This window comes from Rhizobium sp. SG741 (assembly GCF_012275435.1).
Classification (GTDB): Bacteria; Pseudomonadota; Alphaproteobacteria; order Rhizobiales; family Rhizobiaceae; genus Rhizobium; species Rhizobium lusitanum.
The window spans coordinates 204,176-220,198 of sequence record NZ_JAAZQP010000009.1 but is presented as its reverse complement, the minus strand read 5'-3'; the positions used below and the strand labels follow the sequence as shown (position 1 = coordinate 220,198).

At 57.6% G+C, this 16,023-nt stretch carries 10 protein-coding genes and 3 pseudogenes; 7 read left to right on the top strand and 6 right to left on the bottom strand.

Annotation, left to right across the window (positions count from 1 at the left end; all coding sequences use genetic code 11):
- Nucleotides 1-85 precede the first annotated feature (85 nt).
- Both FHT29_RS22835 and FHT29_RS22830 read right to left on the bottom strand, forming a co-directional pair.
- Nucleotides 86-1,201 carry an FAD-dependent monooxygenase gene (locus FHT29_RS22835; RefSeq protein WP_047557303.1) on the bottom strand — a complete coding sequence of 372 codons (1,116 nt, stop codon included), beginning with the start codon at nucleotides 1,199-1,201 and terminating at the stop codon, nucleotides 86-88.
- 10 nt (nucleotides 1,202-1,211) lie between these two features.
- A complete protein-coding gene (locus FHT29_RS22830) occupies nucleotides 1,212-2,435 on the bottom strand; it encodes an MFS transporter (protein ID WP_047557600.1) in 1,224 nt (407 codons plus the stop codon).
- A 277-nt stretch (nucleotides 2,436-2,712) separates the two neighbouring features.
- On the opposite strand from FHT29_RS22830, the pseudogene FHT29_RS34590 reads away from it, so the two are divergent.
- Nucleotides 2,713-3,083 (top strand): annotated as a pseudogene (locus FHT29_RS34590) (IS3 family transposase); the annotation flags it as partial.
- A gap of 276 nt (nucleotides 3,084-3,359) precedes the next feature.
- Here the strand turns inward: FHT29_RS34590 and FHT29_RS22815 are convergent.
- A complete protein-coding gene (locus FHT29_RS22815; RefSeq protein WP_168600156.1) occupies nucleotides 3,360-3,806 on the bottom strand; it encodes a DUF3858 domain-containing protein in 447 nt (148 codons plus the stop codon).
- A 374-nt stretch (nucleotides 3,807-4,180) separates the two neighbouring features.
- Between FHT29_RS22815 and FHT29_RS22810 the strand changes: the two genes are divergently transcribed.
- A complete protein-coding gene (locus tag FHT29_RS22810) occupies nucleotides 4,181-5,698 on the top strand; it encodes an acetyl-CoA hydrolase/transferase family protein (protein ID WP_047557311.1) in 1,518 nt (505 codons plus the stop codon).
- 67 nt (nucleotides 5,699-5,765) lie between these two features.
- Here FHT29_RS22810 and FHT29_RS22805 read toward each other — a convergent pair.
- Nucleotides 5,766-6,002: pseudogene (locus FHT29_RS22805) on the bottom strand (DDE-type integrase/transposase/recombinase); the annotation flags it as partial.
- A 95-nt stretch (nucleotides 6,003-6,097) separates the two neighbouring features.
- Here FHT29_RS22805 and FHT29_RS22800 point away from each other — a divergent pair.
- Nucleotides 6,098-6,781 (top strand): annotated as a pseudogene (locus tag FHT29_RS22800) (IS6 family transposase).
- A gap of 127 nt (nucleotides 6,782-6,908) precedes the next feature.
- On the opposite strand, the gene FHT29_RS22795 reads toward FHT29_RS22800, so the two are convergent.
- Nucleotides 6,909-7,520, bottom strand: a complete 612-nt coding sequence (locus FHT29_RS22795) for a hypothetical protein (protein ID WP_112442379.1) — start codon at nucleotides 7,518-7,520, stop codon at nucleotides 6,909-6,911.
- A 189-nt stretch (nucleotides 7,521-7,709) separates the two neighbouring features.
- Between FHT29_RS22795 and FHT29_RS22790 the strand changes: the two genes are divergently transcribed.
- The 4 genes from FHT29_RS22790 (at nucleotide 7,710) to FHT29_RS22775 (ending at nucleotide 14,564) form a co-directional block, all read left to right on the top strand.
- Nucleotides 7,710-8,036, top strand: coding sequence for a carboxymuconolactone decarboxylase family protein (locus FHT29_RS22790; protein WP_112442377.1), 327 nt, complete (start codon nucleotides 7,710-7,712; stop codon nucleotides 8,034-8,036).
- A 122-nt stretch (nucleotides 8,037-8,158) separates the two neighbouring features.
- Entirely contained in the window at nucleotides 8,159-9,019 is an 861-nt protein-coding gene (locus FHT29_RS22785; RefSeq protein ID WP_047557316.1) for an MBL fold metallo-hydrolase, read from the top strand.
- Nucleotides 9,016-10,233 carry an MFS transporter gene (locus FHT29_RS22780; RefSeq protein ID WP_047557318.1) on the top strand — a complete coding sequence of 406 codons (1,218 nt, stop codon included), beginning with the start codon at nucleotides 9,016-9,018 and terminating at the stop codon, nucleotides 10,231-10,233. The genes FHT29_RS22785 and FHT29_RS22780 overlap by 4 nt, the downstream gene beginning before the upstream one ends.
- A gap of 299 nt (nucleotides 10,234-10,532) precedes the next feature.
- Nucleotides 10,533-14,564, top strand: coding sequence for an AAA family ATPase (locus FHT29_RS22775; protein ID WP_168600155.1), 4,032 nt, complete (start codon nucleotides 10,533-10,535; stop codon nucleotides 14,562-14,564).
- A 237-nt stretch (nucleotides 14,565-14,801) separates the two neighbouring features.
- Here the strand turns inward: FHT29_RS22775 and FHT29_RS22770 are convergent, their stop codons facing one another.
- Entirely contained in the window at nucleotides 14,802-16,022 is a 1,221-nt protein-coding gene (locus FHT29_RS22770) for a cyclopropane-fatty-acyl-phospholipid synthase family protein (protein ID WP_312865290.1), read from the bottom strand.
- Nucleotide 16,023: the final 1 nt, after the last annotated feature.

Here is a 16,023-nt window from a genome sequence, read left to right as displayed (position 1 = left end):
CCAATATTCTAAATCAAACGACCCGCTGGCGGATGCCAACGGGTCGAAATGTCATTCTCTGACGTGATAGACGATCAGTCGACGCTCAAATTGCCGATGCACCAAGCTGCCGGCCATATGCAACGATTTCCCGGCCAACGGAGATGCGATCAGCCTCGAACCGCTGCAGGGCGGCATGAAGGTCAACCGCAGACGCCAGGCAGTTGCTCAACGCCATGACATCGCCGGCTGCTTTCGACACGCCCATCGCGGTGTGCGGTCGCGCGACGAATGCGGCGTCACCGACCAGAACGATGGATCGGCCGATCATGCGGGGTGCCTCGTAGTCGAAAATCCCTTGTATCGACGGGCTGGGCTCCGCTTCCACCGCCAGCGCGAATTGCGGCGGAAGCATCTGCCTGGCATCGGCGCGAAAAGTTTCCCGGCGGTCATTCGACAAGCCACCACGCGGTAGCGAAAACGAATGCGTCCGCTGATCGAGATCGGTGAACGTGCCGGCAAGTGCGCTTGGCTGCACCTTGCGGTACCAGACCCAGTTGTATCGACGGTCACCCCTGCTCAACTCGCCTTTCGAACCTGGAACAAGATAGCCGAGAGCGTGCACGCCCGGGCGGACATGGAAGGCAAACCGGTCGAGAAGCAGCGCGGCGGCCGCTGGCACGCTCGTTTCCGGAATCAACCCACGCCAAGCGACATAGCCGGAATAGCGATTTCGATTATCCCTGGCATTGACCGCCCCGCGCACCACGGAACCGAGGCCATCGGCGCCGATCACAAGATCGGCTCTCTCCCGCGTACCGTCACCAAAAATCAGTTCCGCACCGCTCCCGCCGTCCAGCACCTCGACGACGTCCCGGCCCAAGAAATAGGTTTCGGGCGCGATACGCGACGCGACGGTTTCAAACAGGAAATCCCAGGAGATTTGCGTCTGTGGCATGTTAACGGTCTGGGCGATACTACCATCCTGATTGAGATAGATGCGTTCCTTCGCCACCACGCCGATACGGGCAACATGTTCACACCCGATCAGCCGGAGAATGTGCAGCAGGTCGCTCTGACCGACCAGGCCCGCTCCCCGGCCGGCAAGACCGTTCTTCGATCGCTCGTAGATGCGAACATCATGGCCGGCCTGCTGTAACAAAATGCCGGCGAAGAGGCCGGCGAGCGAACCGCCGACGATTCTGATACGAAGCTGTTTCATGGTCCCGACCTCAGTGTCCGACAACCGTTGGCGAATGCCGGCGATGATGAAAGATTTTCACAGAGAACGCTGCGATGCCAAGTGCCGCGCCAAGCAGGCTAACGAAGAGCCAGCCGCCCTGGCCCCATGCCAACGTCGCCAGTGCGGAGCCTGCCGCCCCACCGAGAAACATACCGGTCATGAATACCGTGTTGAGCCGGCTGCGGGCATCCGCATCGAGCGCATAGATAATGTGCTGGTTGGAAATGAGCGCACTTTGTATTCCGAAATCGAGCACGATGACGCCGACAACCAGGGCAGCGACCGATGCCCAGACGCCGAAGATCAGCCAGGCGGCGATCGATAGGCCCGCGCCCATCCAGACCACAAAGTGTGGTCCCCGTCTGTCGGCGATCCGGCCTGCGAGAGGCGCCGCAAATATGCCGACTGCACCCACGATACCGAACAGACCTGCAACGTCCGCTCCCAGCTGGAACTTTGACCCGGCGAGATAGAGCGCCAGAATGGTCCAGAAGGCCGTGAAGGACGCAAACAGGAATGCCTGAATGGTCGTTGCAGCCCTCAATGCCGGATGCCGTTGCCACAGCTGGCCGAGCGACCGGATCGCCTGATGATAGCGCAAAGTCGATATCGGCCGGTGATGGGGCAGGACGGCAAACATGAGACCTGCGGCGAAAAGGGCAAGCGGCACCCCGATCCAGAACATCTCGCGCCAGCCTGCATGCACACCGACAAAACCGGAGAGGGTGCGGCTGAACAATATACCCGACAGTACCCCTGCCATGACCGTTCCGATCGTGGCGCCGCGCTTTTCCGGCGCTGCCAGAGATGCGGCAAAGGGTACGATCTGCTGGGCGACGGTGGAACACGCGCCGACGATGACGGAGGCTACGACCAGCATCCAGGCGGTCGGCGCAAGTGCCGCGAGCGCCAGCGCTGCCGCCAGAACCACCAACTGACCGATAATCATGCGGCGGCGATTAACGAGGTCGCCGAGCGGCAGCAGCAAGAACAACCCGAGCGCATAGCCGAGCTGGGTCGCCGTGGGCACCATGCCGGTAATCGGCTGCTGGCTAAAATCCGCCTCGATAAGACCGAGCATCGGCTGATTGTAATAGATGTTCGCGACGGCAATGCCGCCCGCGACGGCCATGGCCAGCAGTGCTGGTTGTCCGATCGCATCATCATGGGCGGCCCTTGTCGCCCCGGCCTGTATCTGTCCGGTGTTTTCCATCATCCTGCTCCATCGCCAATTGATCTGAGCAAGGTATGTCCAACGGCGTTGCACGCACATCGAATAGACGTCTACCTAGACCTATACATCGATCTAGGTTCGCATCGATGGGTTCCATGCTAGACCCAGCGAATACGACGAAGGGAAATTGCGATGAGCGAGAAGGACCGGATGGGATCGAGCGCTACGCATCGTCAGCAGGTGGCTGGGGTGCACTGAAGTGCCGTTGCCAAAACCCCTTCCTCATCAATAGATCATAGCTGAGGGCGCGGCGACACTTTCAATCGAGGAAGAGGCGATCATCGTTGCCTTCCGCCGACACACACTGCTGCCGCTGGATGACTGCCTCTACGCCCTGCAGGTTACGATCCCGCATTTGACCCGCTCGTCCCTACATCGCTGCTTACAGCGGCATGAGAACAAAGCGATCATCGCCGATATGCCAACATACGGATATCGCCGGGTTCACGCCATCCTGCGCCGTAACGCTTGCAGCGAAAGCCGCTCGTGGCCAAACGCTAAACGTGTCTATCGGGTGATGAAGGTGCATGGCATGCTTCTTCAGGGCTATACAGGCGCAATCGATACCCGCCGCCACGATGACGCGTCGCCGTCGAGCAGTCCAATCGACGTTGGTGCTCAGACGGCCAGTCACCTGATCACCGACGACCGCCATGTTAGCCACAGCCAAATCAACACTATTCTGGCTCATTTAGATTCGCCCCCGTAGATGGAATTCAACGTATTGATCCGATTACGCAATCCCGCTACAAAGTAGGTTACGATCGTGCGCGGATGGCCCCATCTGATCTCTTAATTTTCGCTGAATTTCAAAGCTCGGTTGCTGCATCTACCGCCATCCCCGCTCTGCCTGTCACGGCGAAGCCACCGCGAGCTCCGCACCTTCATCGGCGAGCGCGCGTCTCACGAATGGCTTTTGCCCATGTCGACGTCCACATGTGCCGGCTGCGCTTCGGTCTGCGTAGTGCTCGTCGTCACTATCGCGGTAAAGTCGTTCTGCGCCGCGTAGATTAGCCTCTCAAGATCCATGTAGTCCGCGGCTTTCAGTTCTCTGGCTTTCAGGACCAGGCGGCGGTGAACGACAAGGCGGTCGTCTTCTTTCTCGTACCTGGCCGTGTAAAAGCCGACTTCATTTTGAACATCGACATCTTTCGGAGCGGTCGCAATCTTGAGATTCGAGGGAAGCGCCTTGCCGCGCACGTCATCCTCCTTGAAATGTGCCGCCTCCCATTTGTCGACGTCTGCGACAGAGTGATTGACCGAGGCCAGTTCCTCCTCCTGCTTTATCGCCGCGATCCACTCCCCCACGGCTGCTTTATACGCGCTTTGAAGTTGGTCGAGGTCGGACATATCGACTTGCATGGCACCCCAACGGTTGACACCGTCCTTATAAATTATTCCGATGAACGAACGACGACAGTCGTGTTGGCGAGCGGCGGCGGATCTTGCGATCCCGACGCTGGAGCTGACCTTGACGAAAGCGTTGGAGAAGACCGTCGAGCGCACCCTCAATACCGAAAGTCATCAGGCTGGAAACACCGTCAACCAATCTGCCTTGACTTGGAACAAGGCGCCGCCGCTAGAGGGATGGTATTTGATCTGTGGTTGGGTCGCTAACAGGTCATGCTCATTGGAGTAAAGACCCATCAACTGGCCGACAATCGTTCGGCCAGTTGCGGCCGGCAAGCGACGACGAGCGAATTGATATGAAAAGGGAGATAGGAATGGTGGATCGCCAACGCATCGGCTGCGAAAGATTGCGCGCCAAGATCACGAGTGCGGAGGACGCAGCTTCATTCATCACTTCGGGAAGTACCGTGGGAATGAGTGGCTTTACGGGCTCCGGTTATCCCAAAGCCGTCCCCCTCGCATTGGCCAGGCGGATCGAAGCCGAGCATGCAGCCGGCAACCCTTTCCGGGTACGCGTCTGGACCGGCGCTTCAACCGGACCAGAACTGGACGGCGCCCTTGCCACGGCCGACGGCATAGAGTTTCGCTTGCCATATAATTCCGATCCGGTCGCCCGTGAAATGATCAATCGCGGCGAGATGGAGTATTTTGACATGCACCTGAGCCAGGTCGCACCCATGGCGTGGCAAGGCTTTCTCGGACCGCTCGATACGGCAGTGATCGAAGTGACCGGGATCAGGCCCGACGGCTCGCTTATCCCGTCTTCCTCGGTTGGCAATAATAAGACTTGGCTCGATCGCGCGCACCAGGTGATCCTCGAGGTCAACAACTGGCAGAATGCGGCCCTCGAAGGCATGCACGATATTTACTACGGCACCGCATTGCCGCCCGACCGCCGCCCCATCCCACTCGTTCGCCCCGACCAGCGCATCGGCGAGCCGTACTTCCGCTGCGACCCTCAAAAGATCGTCGCTATCGTCGAGACCCACGCGCCGGACCGTAACCTTCCTTTCGCGCTGCCGGACGAGGCGGCGCGGTCCATCGCCGGGCATCTGCTGGAATTCTTTCGTCATGAGGTGGCAAAGGGGAGGCTTCCCGCCTCCCTGCTTCCAATCCAGTCGGGTGTCGGCAACATTGCCAACGCCGTGCTCGGCGGTCTTGTTGATGCGCCGTTTGAGGACATGACCGCCTACACGGAAGTGATCCAGGACGGCATGCTGGACCTGCTAGAGGCGGGCAAACTTCGCATGGCTTCCGCCACGGCGTTTTCGCTGAGCCCCGAGGCTGCAGCACGGCTCAATGGCGACATGGCGCGCTTCCGCGACAAGATGATCCTTCGCCCCCAGGAAATCAGCAATCATCCGGAGCTGATCCGGCGTCTGGGCTGTATCGCGATGAATGGGCTGATCGAGGCCGACATTTACGGCAATGTCAATTCCACGCACATCATGGGGTCGCGGATCCAGAATGGCATCGGCGGGTCAGGCGATTTTGCACGCAACGCCTATGTTTCCATCTTCATGACGCCCTCGACGGCCAAGGGCGGGAAGATTTCCGCAATCGTGCCGCAGGCAAGCCACGTGGATCACATCACCCAGGACGTGCAGGTAATCGTCACCGAGCAGGGGCTGGCCGACCTGCGCGGCCTTTCGCCCAAGCAGCGTGCCGAAGTGATCATCAGGAACTGCTCGCATCCCGACTACAAACCGGCACTGCTCGATTATTTCCGGCGAGCCAAGGAACATTCCTATGGCCAGCAGTCACCGTCATTACTGGGCGAAGCACTATCCTGGCACCAGCGGTTCATCGAGACCGGTTCCATGCTGGCTTGAGGAATGGGCGATGCCGGGCACTGTAAAGTTATCGGCCTTGGGTTAAAGTGCGGCACGAGGTCTGTGATCAAGCGACCTGCAGATGGGCGATCTCGCTCCACATCTGCATCGCGGCCGCTCGCAGCTCGCGACAATGGGCAGAAGGAGTGTCTTGGCGCGGAACAAGAAATAGGTTGGCGATCGGGTCGTGGATGGAAACGAAGCCTTGAAGCTGTCGTGATGATTTGAAGCGTTTCATGATCCGCTCACGCCGTCTGATGGGTTGATGGGAATTCTCCGCCCGATTGTTCAGCCCTTTGTGAGAGGTTCTGTCGCAAACTTTTCACCGGATTTGCAACCTGTATGGTCATGCCATAGATCTGAGTTGAAGATGAGCAGGCATTGTTGGGTTCCCCGATCATGATCGATTTCAAAGGCAGTCACTACCCGAAAGACGTGATCTTATACGCGGTGTTTTTCTACATCAGATATGCGGTCTCCTATCGTGATTTAGAAGAGATCATGGCTTAGCGTGGTGTTGTCGTTGACGACGCGACGCTGAACAGATGGGTTGTGAAATATTCGCCCTTGATTGCCGGCCGGGCCCAGCGCCAGAAATCTGCTACCAGCAGTTCCTGGCGGATGGACGAGACCTATATCCAGGTCAAAGGCAAATGGACCTATTTCTATCGGGCTGTCGACAAATTCGGCAAAACCCTTGATTTCATGCTGTCTGAACACCGCGATGAGGCTGCGGCCAGCGCCTTCTTCGCCCGCACGATCGAGAACAACGGCTGGCCTGAAAAGGTCGTCATCGACAAGAGCGGTGCGAACCTGGCAGGTTTGCAAAACATTAACTGGCTGCTGCTGTTGCAGGGATGGTTCTGGCTGATCGAGATCCTGCAGGTCAAATACCTCAACAACATGATCGTGCAAGACCACCGGTTTATTAAGAAGCTGACACATCCGATGAAAGGCTTCAAATCCTCTCAGTCTGCATCAGCAACACTGGATGGCATCGAAGTGGCGCATATGATCCGCAAGCGGCAATTTCCAACAAGTGGCCAATCCGCATTTCAGCAATTCGCCGCAATCGCAGCATAACTATGTTCAGCGATAGCTGTTTCCGCAACCTTTCCAAAAGTTTGCGACAGAACCTTCCTTGGCATTGATTGCCGCGGGGCGGTGGCGACGAGCTACCGCCCTTCCCTCCAGCCTACCCCAAGGCCCGTCAGCAGAACGCCTGTATTCGCGAGGCGATTTCTCGGCACAGGACCGTAGAGGGAAGCGCCCAGCATCCGTCGGCGCGAAGGAAATCCGCCACTGAGCCGCCGCGACCCTGCGCTGGTTCGAGGCAAGGAAGCAAAAGTGTGTCCTTTCCGAGGACGAGATGTTCGCGACGAAGCGACGACACAAGATGGACCACAAGCTCCGGCTTGCTGCCGGCATTGTGTCTGGCTTGGCGTTTCAGCTTGTCAGATGCGGTTGCCACGGGGGGCTTGTCTATGATTTCCACATCACCACAAGCGTCGAATACAAACGATATGCCCGGTGACATTCCCAATTCGAAAGGCGAAGACTCGCGCGCGTGCAGCTTTTGCGCGATCAGATGAAAGCAATGCCCCCATTCAATGGCATCGAACCGATCCGATGCATCATTGAACTTCATGGGGAGCAGCAACATTCCCGCCTGCGCCAGCGTCGCGTTAGAGAAGCCTCGCATCTTGGTATAGCTGTTAAGGCTGAAAAAGAGCGGGCCGGCCTTTGCAACTGGGGTCGGAAGCCGGGGCGTCGGGATTTCTCCATGACGTGCCGTCTGAAATTCTGCCTGCGCGAAGCCCATCCAATTGTCCCGTCTGTCCGCCATGCCGCCAACGCCATCGCAGATCAGCGACTGTGGAGCTAGGTTAGCGGCCTCAGCTGCGGCCGTCACCTATACAAAGGTCTGGTCAGACCAGACTTTTGCGCGATGGGCCATCGGGATGGCGATCAGTATTGTCATGGAATGCCTCAATCCCCTGGAGACAATCAGATGCCCGACCAAATCCGCCCCCGTGATAGGGCCAGAGCCTTCACGCCAGCGCTCGCCGATTTTGTCGATGACCCTCTGTTTTCCAAAGTTTGGGAACGTGACGGCCTTTCAAAGCGTGACCGCAGCTTGATCACTGTCGCTGCCCTTGTGGTGATGTACCGGCCGAACGAGCTCGCCCCGCATCTTCGCCGCGCCGTCGAAAACGGACTGAGCAAGAAGGAAATCAGTGAAGCAATCACCCATCTCGCCTTCTATGGCGGCTTCCCTGCCGCAATCAGTGCCTCGGCGATCGCCAATGAGGCTCTCGGGACGCTTCACGGTGAATGACGCTCCACCGATCATCGCACAGGATGTCCGGTTCACTTTTGAACTTTGACTGTCCGGAATCGTCAGTTCCATTCGCACTTCAGACACCCGATCTGTGCCTTATCGAACAGATTGGAATAGTCATGACATCGATGAGAGATTTTTACAGCTTCCGCCATGGTGCATTTGACGTCACCGTCCTCTCGGACGCACCAGCTGAAAGCTCCGATTTCGGACCTTTGGCGGAAAACGTTCATACAGCTTCGGACGGATCTCAATGTGAGGACAGTGGCTCCGACGAGATTTGTCTTGCGCCATCAAACATACCCTTCCTTGTGACCGCGGATGAGATGATCCTCGTCGACGTCGGTGCCGGCGAAAGAAAAAGCGAGAAAACAGGGTTTCTGGAAGCCAATCTGGAAGCGATTGGCGGCCATGCGGCCGACATCAGCCTTGTCGTTCTTACGCATGCCCATCCTTGTCACATCTGGGGCCTTGTGCGGCCGGACGGGTCACTGCGGTATGCAAATGCGCGCTATGTGATGAGCGAAGCCGAGTGGTCATTCTGGATGACGGACAACGATGAACCGACAACAGAATATGAGCGTATGAGCCGGTCCCACACGCGAAAAACTCTTTCCGCGATCCTCGGGCGCGTGACGCTGGTTGAAAATGGTGACGAGATCATACCCGGATTGCGGGTTCTCAGCTCATGCGGCCATACTCCAGGTCACATCGCGGTGATTCTCGAAAGCGACGTGCCGCTCATCGTGACAGGCGATGCGGTGGCCAGCGACGTTGTTTCATTCGAACATCCCGATTGGAGCTTTGGCTTTGACATTGATGCGGGACAGGCGGCTACCACGCGACGCCAAATCCTTAATCAGGCGGAAGAAGAGCGGGCAAAGCTCCTCGGATTTCGATGGCGATATCCCGGGGTCGGGCGCGCCGAGCGCCTAGGCTCTGCTTTCCGGCTTCGCCGTGTGCCGGAGGTCACCCGATGAGACGTAAGATATTTGGGCGGCAGGCAAGTTTCCTGACCGCTGCTGCCGTTGTCGCCCACACGATCTGGACGAGCGCCGCTCCGGTTTTGACATATCCGATATACGCGCATGAGTGGGGCCTCTCGACCTTTTCGACGACCGCAATTTTCGCGGTCTATCCGGTGTTCGTCGTTTTGGTCCTCGTGCTTTTCGGCAATCTCTCGGACTATATCGGTCGCCGAGAAACCATGTTGATTGGTCTCTTTGCGTCGACGATCGGATCGTTGATCTTTGCGATCGCGCCTGACATCGACTGGATCTTTGTTGGGCGAGCGTTCATGGGGATAGGTGTCGGTCTATCGGCCGGCCCCTCGGCCGCGGCTGTTCTAGAGTTCAGCGCCCCCGACAAGCTCAAGCAGGCAGGAAGCGTCACGGCGGTCGCGCAAGCGATCGGCATATCGGGCGCGGCGCTCGTCGGCGGCGCCTTGATCCAATACGCCCCCTTCCCTTCCCGGCTGAACTTTGCAGTCCTGACCGGCATCCTGGTGCTTGTTACGATCGCAACCTGGCATTTGCCAAATCGCACAGCATCGCGACCTCATCGAAAGTGGCGACCAGGCATTCCGTCTATCCCCAATGGGTTCTTTGCACCGTTTGTATCGGCCACTGCTGCGGTCACAACCGCCTATGTGTTGGGCGCAATGACGCTCTCCCTTGGTGCTCAGGTTGCACATGACGTGGTCGCTTCGACAAACGCGTTGATGAACGGAGGGATTATCACGATCTTTGCGGTATCGTCTGCCTTTGCAACCGCTCCCGTCCGCGGTAGGTCTCCAGGCAGCGTATTGCGGATCGGAGCTGTCATCGGGCTGCTTTCGGTGGGCTGTCTGGCTATCGCCGCAGAGGAGCAACTCCTCATTGTCTTCGCCTCCGCTCAAATTGGGGCTGGAGTGGCCTATAGCCTTCTGCTCTTGGGAGGGCTGTCCTTGATCAATGAAGGAGCCCCGAAAACGCATCGAGCAGCGACCCTGTCTGCATTATTCCTTGTCGCATATCTCGCCCAAGCGGCAGTCGCCCTTTCACTCGGGCGTATCGCGACTACTGCAGGGCTGGCAAACGCTGTTGTTGCAGGGGTGGCCCTCATAGCGGTACTGGCTGTCATCACATTGCTGCTCGACGCAGTGCGTATTCGAACAATGCGAGCGAACCACTCTCTTGCCCGCCAGGACCCATGAAGGGTGAAGCTCTGTGCTGATGAACAACGACAGCTTGCTTGCAACCCCGCACCGTTCGAAGCTGAGCGACGATCCCGTCGAAATACTGAGGTTCGCGGTTGAGGCATTTGCCGTCTGCCGAGTAGCCCTTGCAACGACGTCCGCACGGGCTAACCCACTAAAATCCCTCCGTATTGTCTAAAATGCATGTATTTTGAATATTGATCACCTAAAGATTTGCTGCACTGCAGAAACGTTTTGACAGCGCCTGACCCCGATGCTCTTCGTGTCGTTCGCAAGCGAACCCTCGGCGGTACATCATGAACTACGCTTTTGGAAACCGACAGATTTTTGGTCGGGAAGCTGAACTCGAACTCCTTCGCCAGGCCTATGAACGCGTGATCCAGAGCGGATATGGCGAGATCGTCTTGATCGGCGGTGCCGCCGGTTACGGCAAGACCTCGGTGGTCAATGCATTTCTTTCGGCTCACCACACGATTAGGCATGCTATCGGCAAGGCGGACGAGGCGTTTCGGCATGTACCATATAGCGCTATCCTCAAGGCTCTCGCTCGGCTACTTTCGCCCCGAGAACTCGAAGAGATCGCATCGGTTCGTGATGCAAGCACACTTGGTCCCGTAAATCGGGTCAAAGACCGGCTTATTGAAGCCATACAATCCAGCACATCCCCCAAATCTCCACTGGTCCTTCTGATAGACGATCTCCACTGGCTCGACGAAAGCTCGATGCAATTGATGCGCGCGCTTTCGGAACGTGGATTCCGTGACGTTCTGGTGATCGGTACCTATCGAAACGACGACCGGACTGACTTCGGCGACACGGGTCTGGAGAGCTTCCTCGGCGACACCGCTGTCCGCGTCACTGACATAGTCCTTAAGACATTAGCATTTGAAGCTGTGGAAGGACTGGTGTCTTCGAAGCGCTTCGGAGAAACGACGGGTCCGCTCGCCCGTTTGGTCCAGTCGGTCGCGGCCGGCAATCCGTTTCACATCCAATTGATATTGAATGTCCTGGATCGAGCCGAAATAGCGCCTGACCTCGCCCAGTTCGTTTCTCACCAGAAAAACTGGAGCCTCGACGCGCTTTTGACCCGCATCATCACGGAGTTGCCGGATGCGACACGAAATGTCCTGCAATCTGCCGCCTGTATTGGGTTCACAGGCACCAACGCCCTTTTGACCTCGGCGACCTCCATCGACATCGAGGACCTTCACCGCTTGATCGAGCCTGCTTTACTGCTAGGCCTTTTCAAAACGGAGGGCGACGCATGGCAGTTTTCGCACGATGCGGTTCGCGAGCACATTCGCGCAAGCTTGAACAAAGATGAACGTACCGAGCGGCATGCCAAGATTGCCAGAGCAATGTTCACACTCAATGCATCTGCGACCGACCAGCAGCTGGCTGCAGCGGAGCAGATCGTCAAGGCAAAACATCACCCGCTCCTCCTTGAAGGCCTCGGCCCAGCTCTTGCCGCTCTCGACAAGGCCGCCAAGATTGCCAAGGCAGTGGGGTCGCTCGAAGGCGCACTTCGTTATGCGGAAAAGGGGATAGAACTCGTTTCGCTCCTGGATGCCTCGGATCGGTATCATTGGGAATTCGCAGAGCTGCGCTGCGCCATCCTAGTTGAGCGCGATGGTGCCGCGATTGACGACAGCGAATTGGAGCGACTGATCGCCCATGCGAACTCGACGCATGAGCGCGCTCGAGCCGCGCGTCTGCGCGCGGCGGTATTGATCCTGCGCGGGCAATTCGAGCAGGCAATGGACATTGCACTGGTCGGTTTGGATCTACTCGATATCAAACTTACAAGGAAACCGTCCCCTTCAGAGCTGGAATGTGCCCGCAGCGCTGTTTATTCTGCGATCGAGGCGCTCAATTTCCCCGCGATTTCTGCGCAGCCTCCCCTAACGGATGAAACCATCATCGTCGCCATGGATCTCCTCGCGACGTTGCAGTCTTCATTTTTCTCCGACGATGGCCTCAAATTCCTTCATACCGCAAAGATTGTCGAGCTATCCGCTGCTCACGGCGTGAGCGAAGCGACATGCTACGGTCTGGCATGGTGCGGCGTATGCATCGCCAGCGACTATCGCGACTTCGACAGCGCCCTGGCCATGGCCGAAGCTGCTGTGACGCTTTCTCATGCTCATTCTTTCCAGGCATATCGAACCTCGGCCCTTGTTGCTTTGGACCAGGTTTCCGTGTGGCTGCAGCCACTTTCTTATGCGCTTTCGCGCGCCAAGGAAGCGTTTGAGCATGGCAAGAACAGCGGCGATATCAGCATGGCCTGCTACGCGACGAACCATATCGTGTCAGATCTGCTCGCCATGGGAGCGCCGCTGTCTGTGGTCAGCAACGAGGCCAATCGCGGGATTGCCATGGCGAGAAGCGTCGGGTTCGAGGAGGTCGTGCGAATCCTTCGGGTTCAGCTCGCCCTTGTAGACAGTTTGAAAGACCGCGCCGTAGAGCCTGGAACGATCTTGGCAATCGCGACGGCAGACGCCGCTTCTCAGATGTCGCCGCTGATCTTCTGGGGTCATTTGTTTGAAGGGATTTCCCAATTCTACAACGGGAAGTTGGCAGCTGCTGCGGAGTCATTTTCAGAGGCGCGCACATGGAAATGGACAACGCCGGCACATATCCACCTTGCAGACCTTCATTTCTACACGGCATTGTGCGAGCAGATGCTCGGAAGCGGAACACCCAATTCAGCAGGGCTGGATATTCTTCGCCTCCTCGCAGAGCAGAACCCGACCACCTTCGCCAACAAGCTTGCCTTCATCAATGCAGAAGCAGCCCGTGCCTCGGGCGACACGATGGAGGCGTTGCGTCAGTACGAGCTATCCATCAATGCCGCAAAGGCGGCAGGCTTTCTGCACGAGCTTGCCCTCGTCCACGAGCGTGTAGGTCGCCTGGCTCTTGAGATCGGCCTCTCCTTCTCCGCATTTGGCCATATCCGCCACGCCCAGGAGAATTTCCATAAGTGGGGTGCAGAGCAACAGGCAGATCGGCTGCGCATCGAATTCGCAAACATATTCTCCGTGCCCGTCGATGTCGAACTGCCCGAACAGAGCATTCCACCAATCGAGCGTGCCGATTCGCTGATCAACGACCTGGTTGCCGCAGCCATAGACTATTCCGGCGCAATGCGCGGACAACTGATCGCCGTGGATGGGGTTCAGTTGTCTATCGTTGCCAGCACACGGTTTCGCGACGGCATGACGAGCTTCACCACCGAGCCCTGCCTCATGACTGGCGAGATGGCCCCTGTATCCATCATCAACATGGTCGTGAAATCTGCACATAGTCTGCGCTACGGCAACGCGGTGACCGAAGCTGGCGATATCCACGCCGAGAGCCTGCGCGAATGCCCTGCGCGTTCATTACTCTGCGTTCCGTTGATGGATAAGGACAGAGTGATAGGGGTACTGTATCTCGAGAACAACGCCATGAGCGATGCGTTCTCGCTCGAGATCGAACAGGCGATCGAACTCTTCGCTATCGCAACGACCGAATCTCTTCGTCTCAAAGCACAATTGCACGAACAATTGCGTGGCAATACCGCCCGGAAATTCCGCGAAACCGAGCTTGTCAGCGCGCGCGCAGAATTGATTAAAAACTCACATGTTACAGTTCTTGGCAGCATGGCGGCTTCGATCGTTCATGAGGTGAACCAACCGCTGTCAGCCATCGTAACGTTCGCGCACTCGGGCATTCGCTGGCTGAAGCAGCCGACCCCACAGATCGAAAATGCGATAACGAATTTTAGTAAAATCGAACAATCAGGTGTACGGGCGAGCAATATCATATCGGCCCTGCGTGCTCTGGTAAAACAGGCCCCCGCCAACCTCGAGTTTATCGACATCAAAGACGTGGTAAACGACGTGTTGTCGGTTGTAGAGACAGACGAGCGAACAAAAGGCGTCGAGATTGACTGCAACCTGATTGAAGGCGGGCAGCTTTTTGCCGACCCGATCCAGATCCAGCAGGTAGTTCTCAACCTGATGACCAACGCAATCGACGCAATGGACCCTCGCGCGGACGGGCGCCGACTGAAGATTGAAAGCGAGATACGCGATGCATTCGTTGTTCTAGCTGTCACAGATACGGGTACCGGAATTCCGGCTTCCGCACGTGAGTCAATATTCGACCCGTTCTTTACGACCAAGGACAAGGGTCTTGGCATGGGGCTTGCAATTTGCAAGACGATTGCAGAAGTCCACGGCGGCAGCCTTGGCATCGGAAGCTCGAATGCTGCAGGCACAACTATGATCTTCCGCCTTCCTTTGACACAAGCCCCCCCCAACGGCGGCCAGACAGCTGCCGAATAGGCGGATCCAAGTCAGCAGGGGCAAGTAAACACGAATTTGGTTCTGGCCCCGACATTGAAGGTGGGGTGGATGGCCTGCTTCTCACGTTATTCTATTTCGGGTCGGCTGGAGACGATCGAGCTGTGTTCGGGAATGAGCGCCCTTCTTCCGCAGTAAAGACCTTTGGCGGTCGCCAAAATGCCACCCGCCAAAGGTCGCAAGGAATGAATCCAAATAGGATTCCTTCCCCTGTTTCGTTTATTGAGCTATCTGCTCTGCGCGCCCATGGCTGGCTCTCAATGGCACCGCATGTATCGGCGTCGCATCCTGTGATGTCATGGACGCTAATTTTCGCCGTTCCGCTGCCGCCATATAGTCGCGAGCCAAAGGCACTGTTGCAACATCTTTCGTCAGCTGAATCTGCCAGTTCATGTGACCCCAGCGGCGGAAAGCAAGTTCCGATCCGACGAGATAGAACTCGAACATCCGGCAGAACCGTTCATCATAAACCGTCGTCAGGGCGGCACGATGCCGGTCAAAACGCTCGCGCCACAGCTCAAGCGTCCTGGCATAATGCAGGCGCAGGATTTCAATATCCGTTGCCCATAGGCCCGACTTCTCCACCACCGACATGACTTCCGACACTGCCGGCGAGTAACCGCCGGGGAAGATGTATTTGGCGATCCAGGGGTTGGTGCTACCCGGCCCGTCTGCCCGCCCGATCGCATGGATCACCGCCACACCGTCGTCGCGCAGAAGCGACTTCACCTTGTCGAAAAAGGTCTTGTAGTGATTGATGCCGACATGTTCGAACATGTCGACTGACACGATCCGGTCGACCTTGTGATCCCAGTTGCGGTAGTCAATCAGTTCGAAGGAGACGAGATCGCTCAAACCCTCCTCGATGGCCCGTCGACGAGCCACGGAAAGCTGTTCCTGGGAAAGGGTCAGCCCCGTTACGCGGGCGCCGTATTCCCTTGCCAGGAACAGGGCCATGCCGCCCCAACCGCAACCTATATCCAGAACCTCAAGACCCGGCCGGTCCAGCATGAGCTTGGAGGCGATGTGGACCTTTTTCTTCAGCTGGGCGTCTTCCAGCGTCTCGTCCCCGTCGGGGAAATAGGCGCAGGAATATTGCCGGTCATGATCGAGCATGACCGAATAGAGGCGATCGTCGAGGTCGTAATGATGGGCGACATTGCGCCTGGAGCGCCCGGTCGTGTTGAACTGGTCGAGACTGCGACGCAGCCGGCGGACCTTCTCCATCAGCTTGTCGAAGGGATGGCTGCCGCCCTCCATCGAGTTCATGGCGAGGAAATCGAGCGTGCCGAAGAGGTCGCCGTCTCCGAACTCGATTTCTCCGTCCATATAGGCCTCGCCGAGCGCAAGCGCCGGGTTTCTTGCCAGCCGGCGCTGGGCCAGTGTGCTCCGGATTGCAAGAGAGGCACGCGGCTCCTCTCCCGTGCCGAAGGCTTTCACC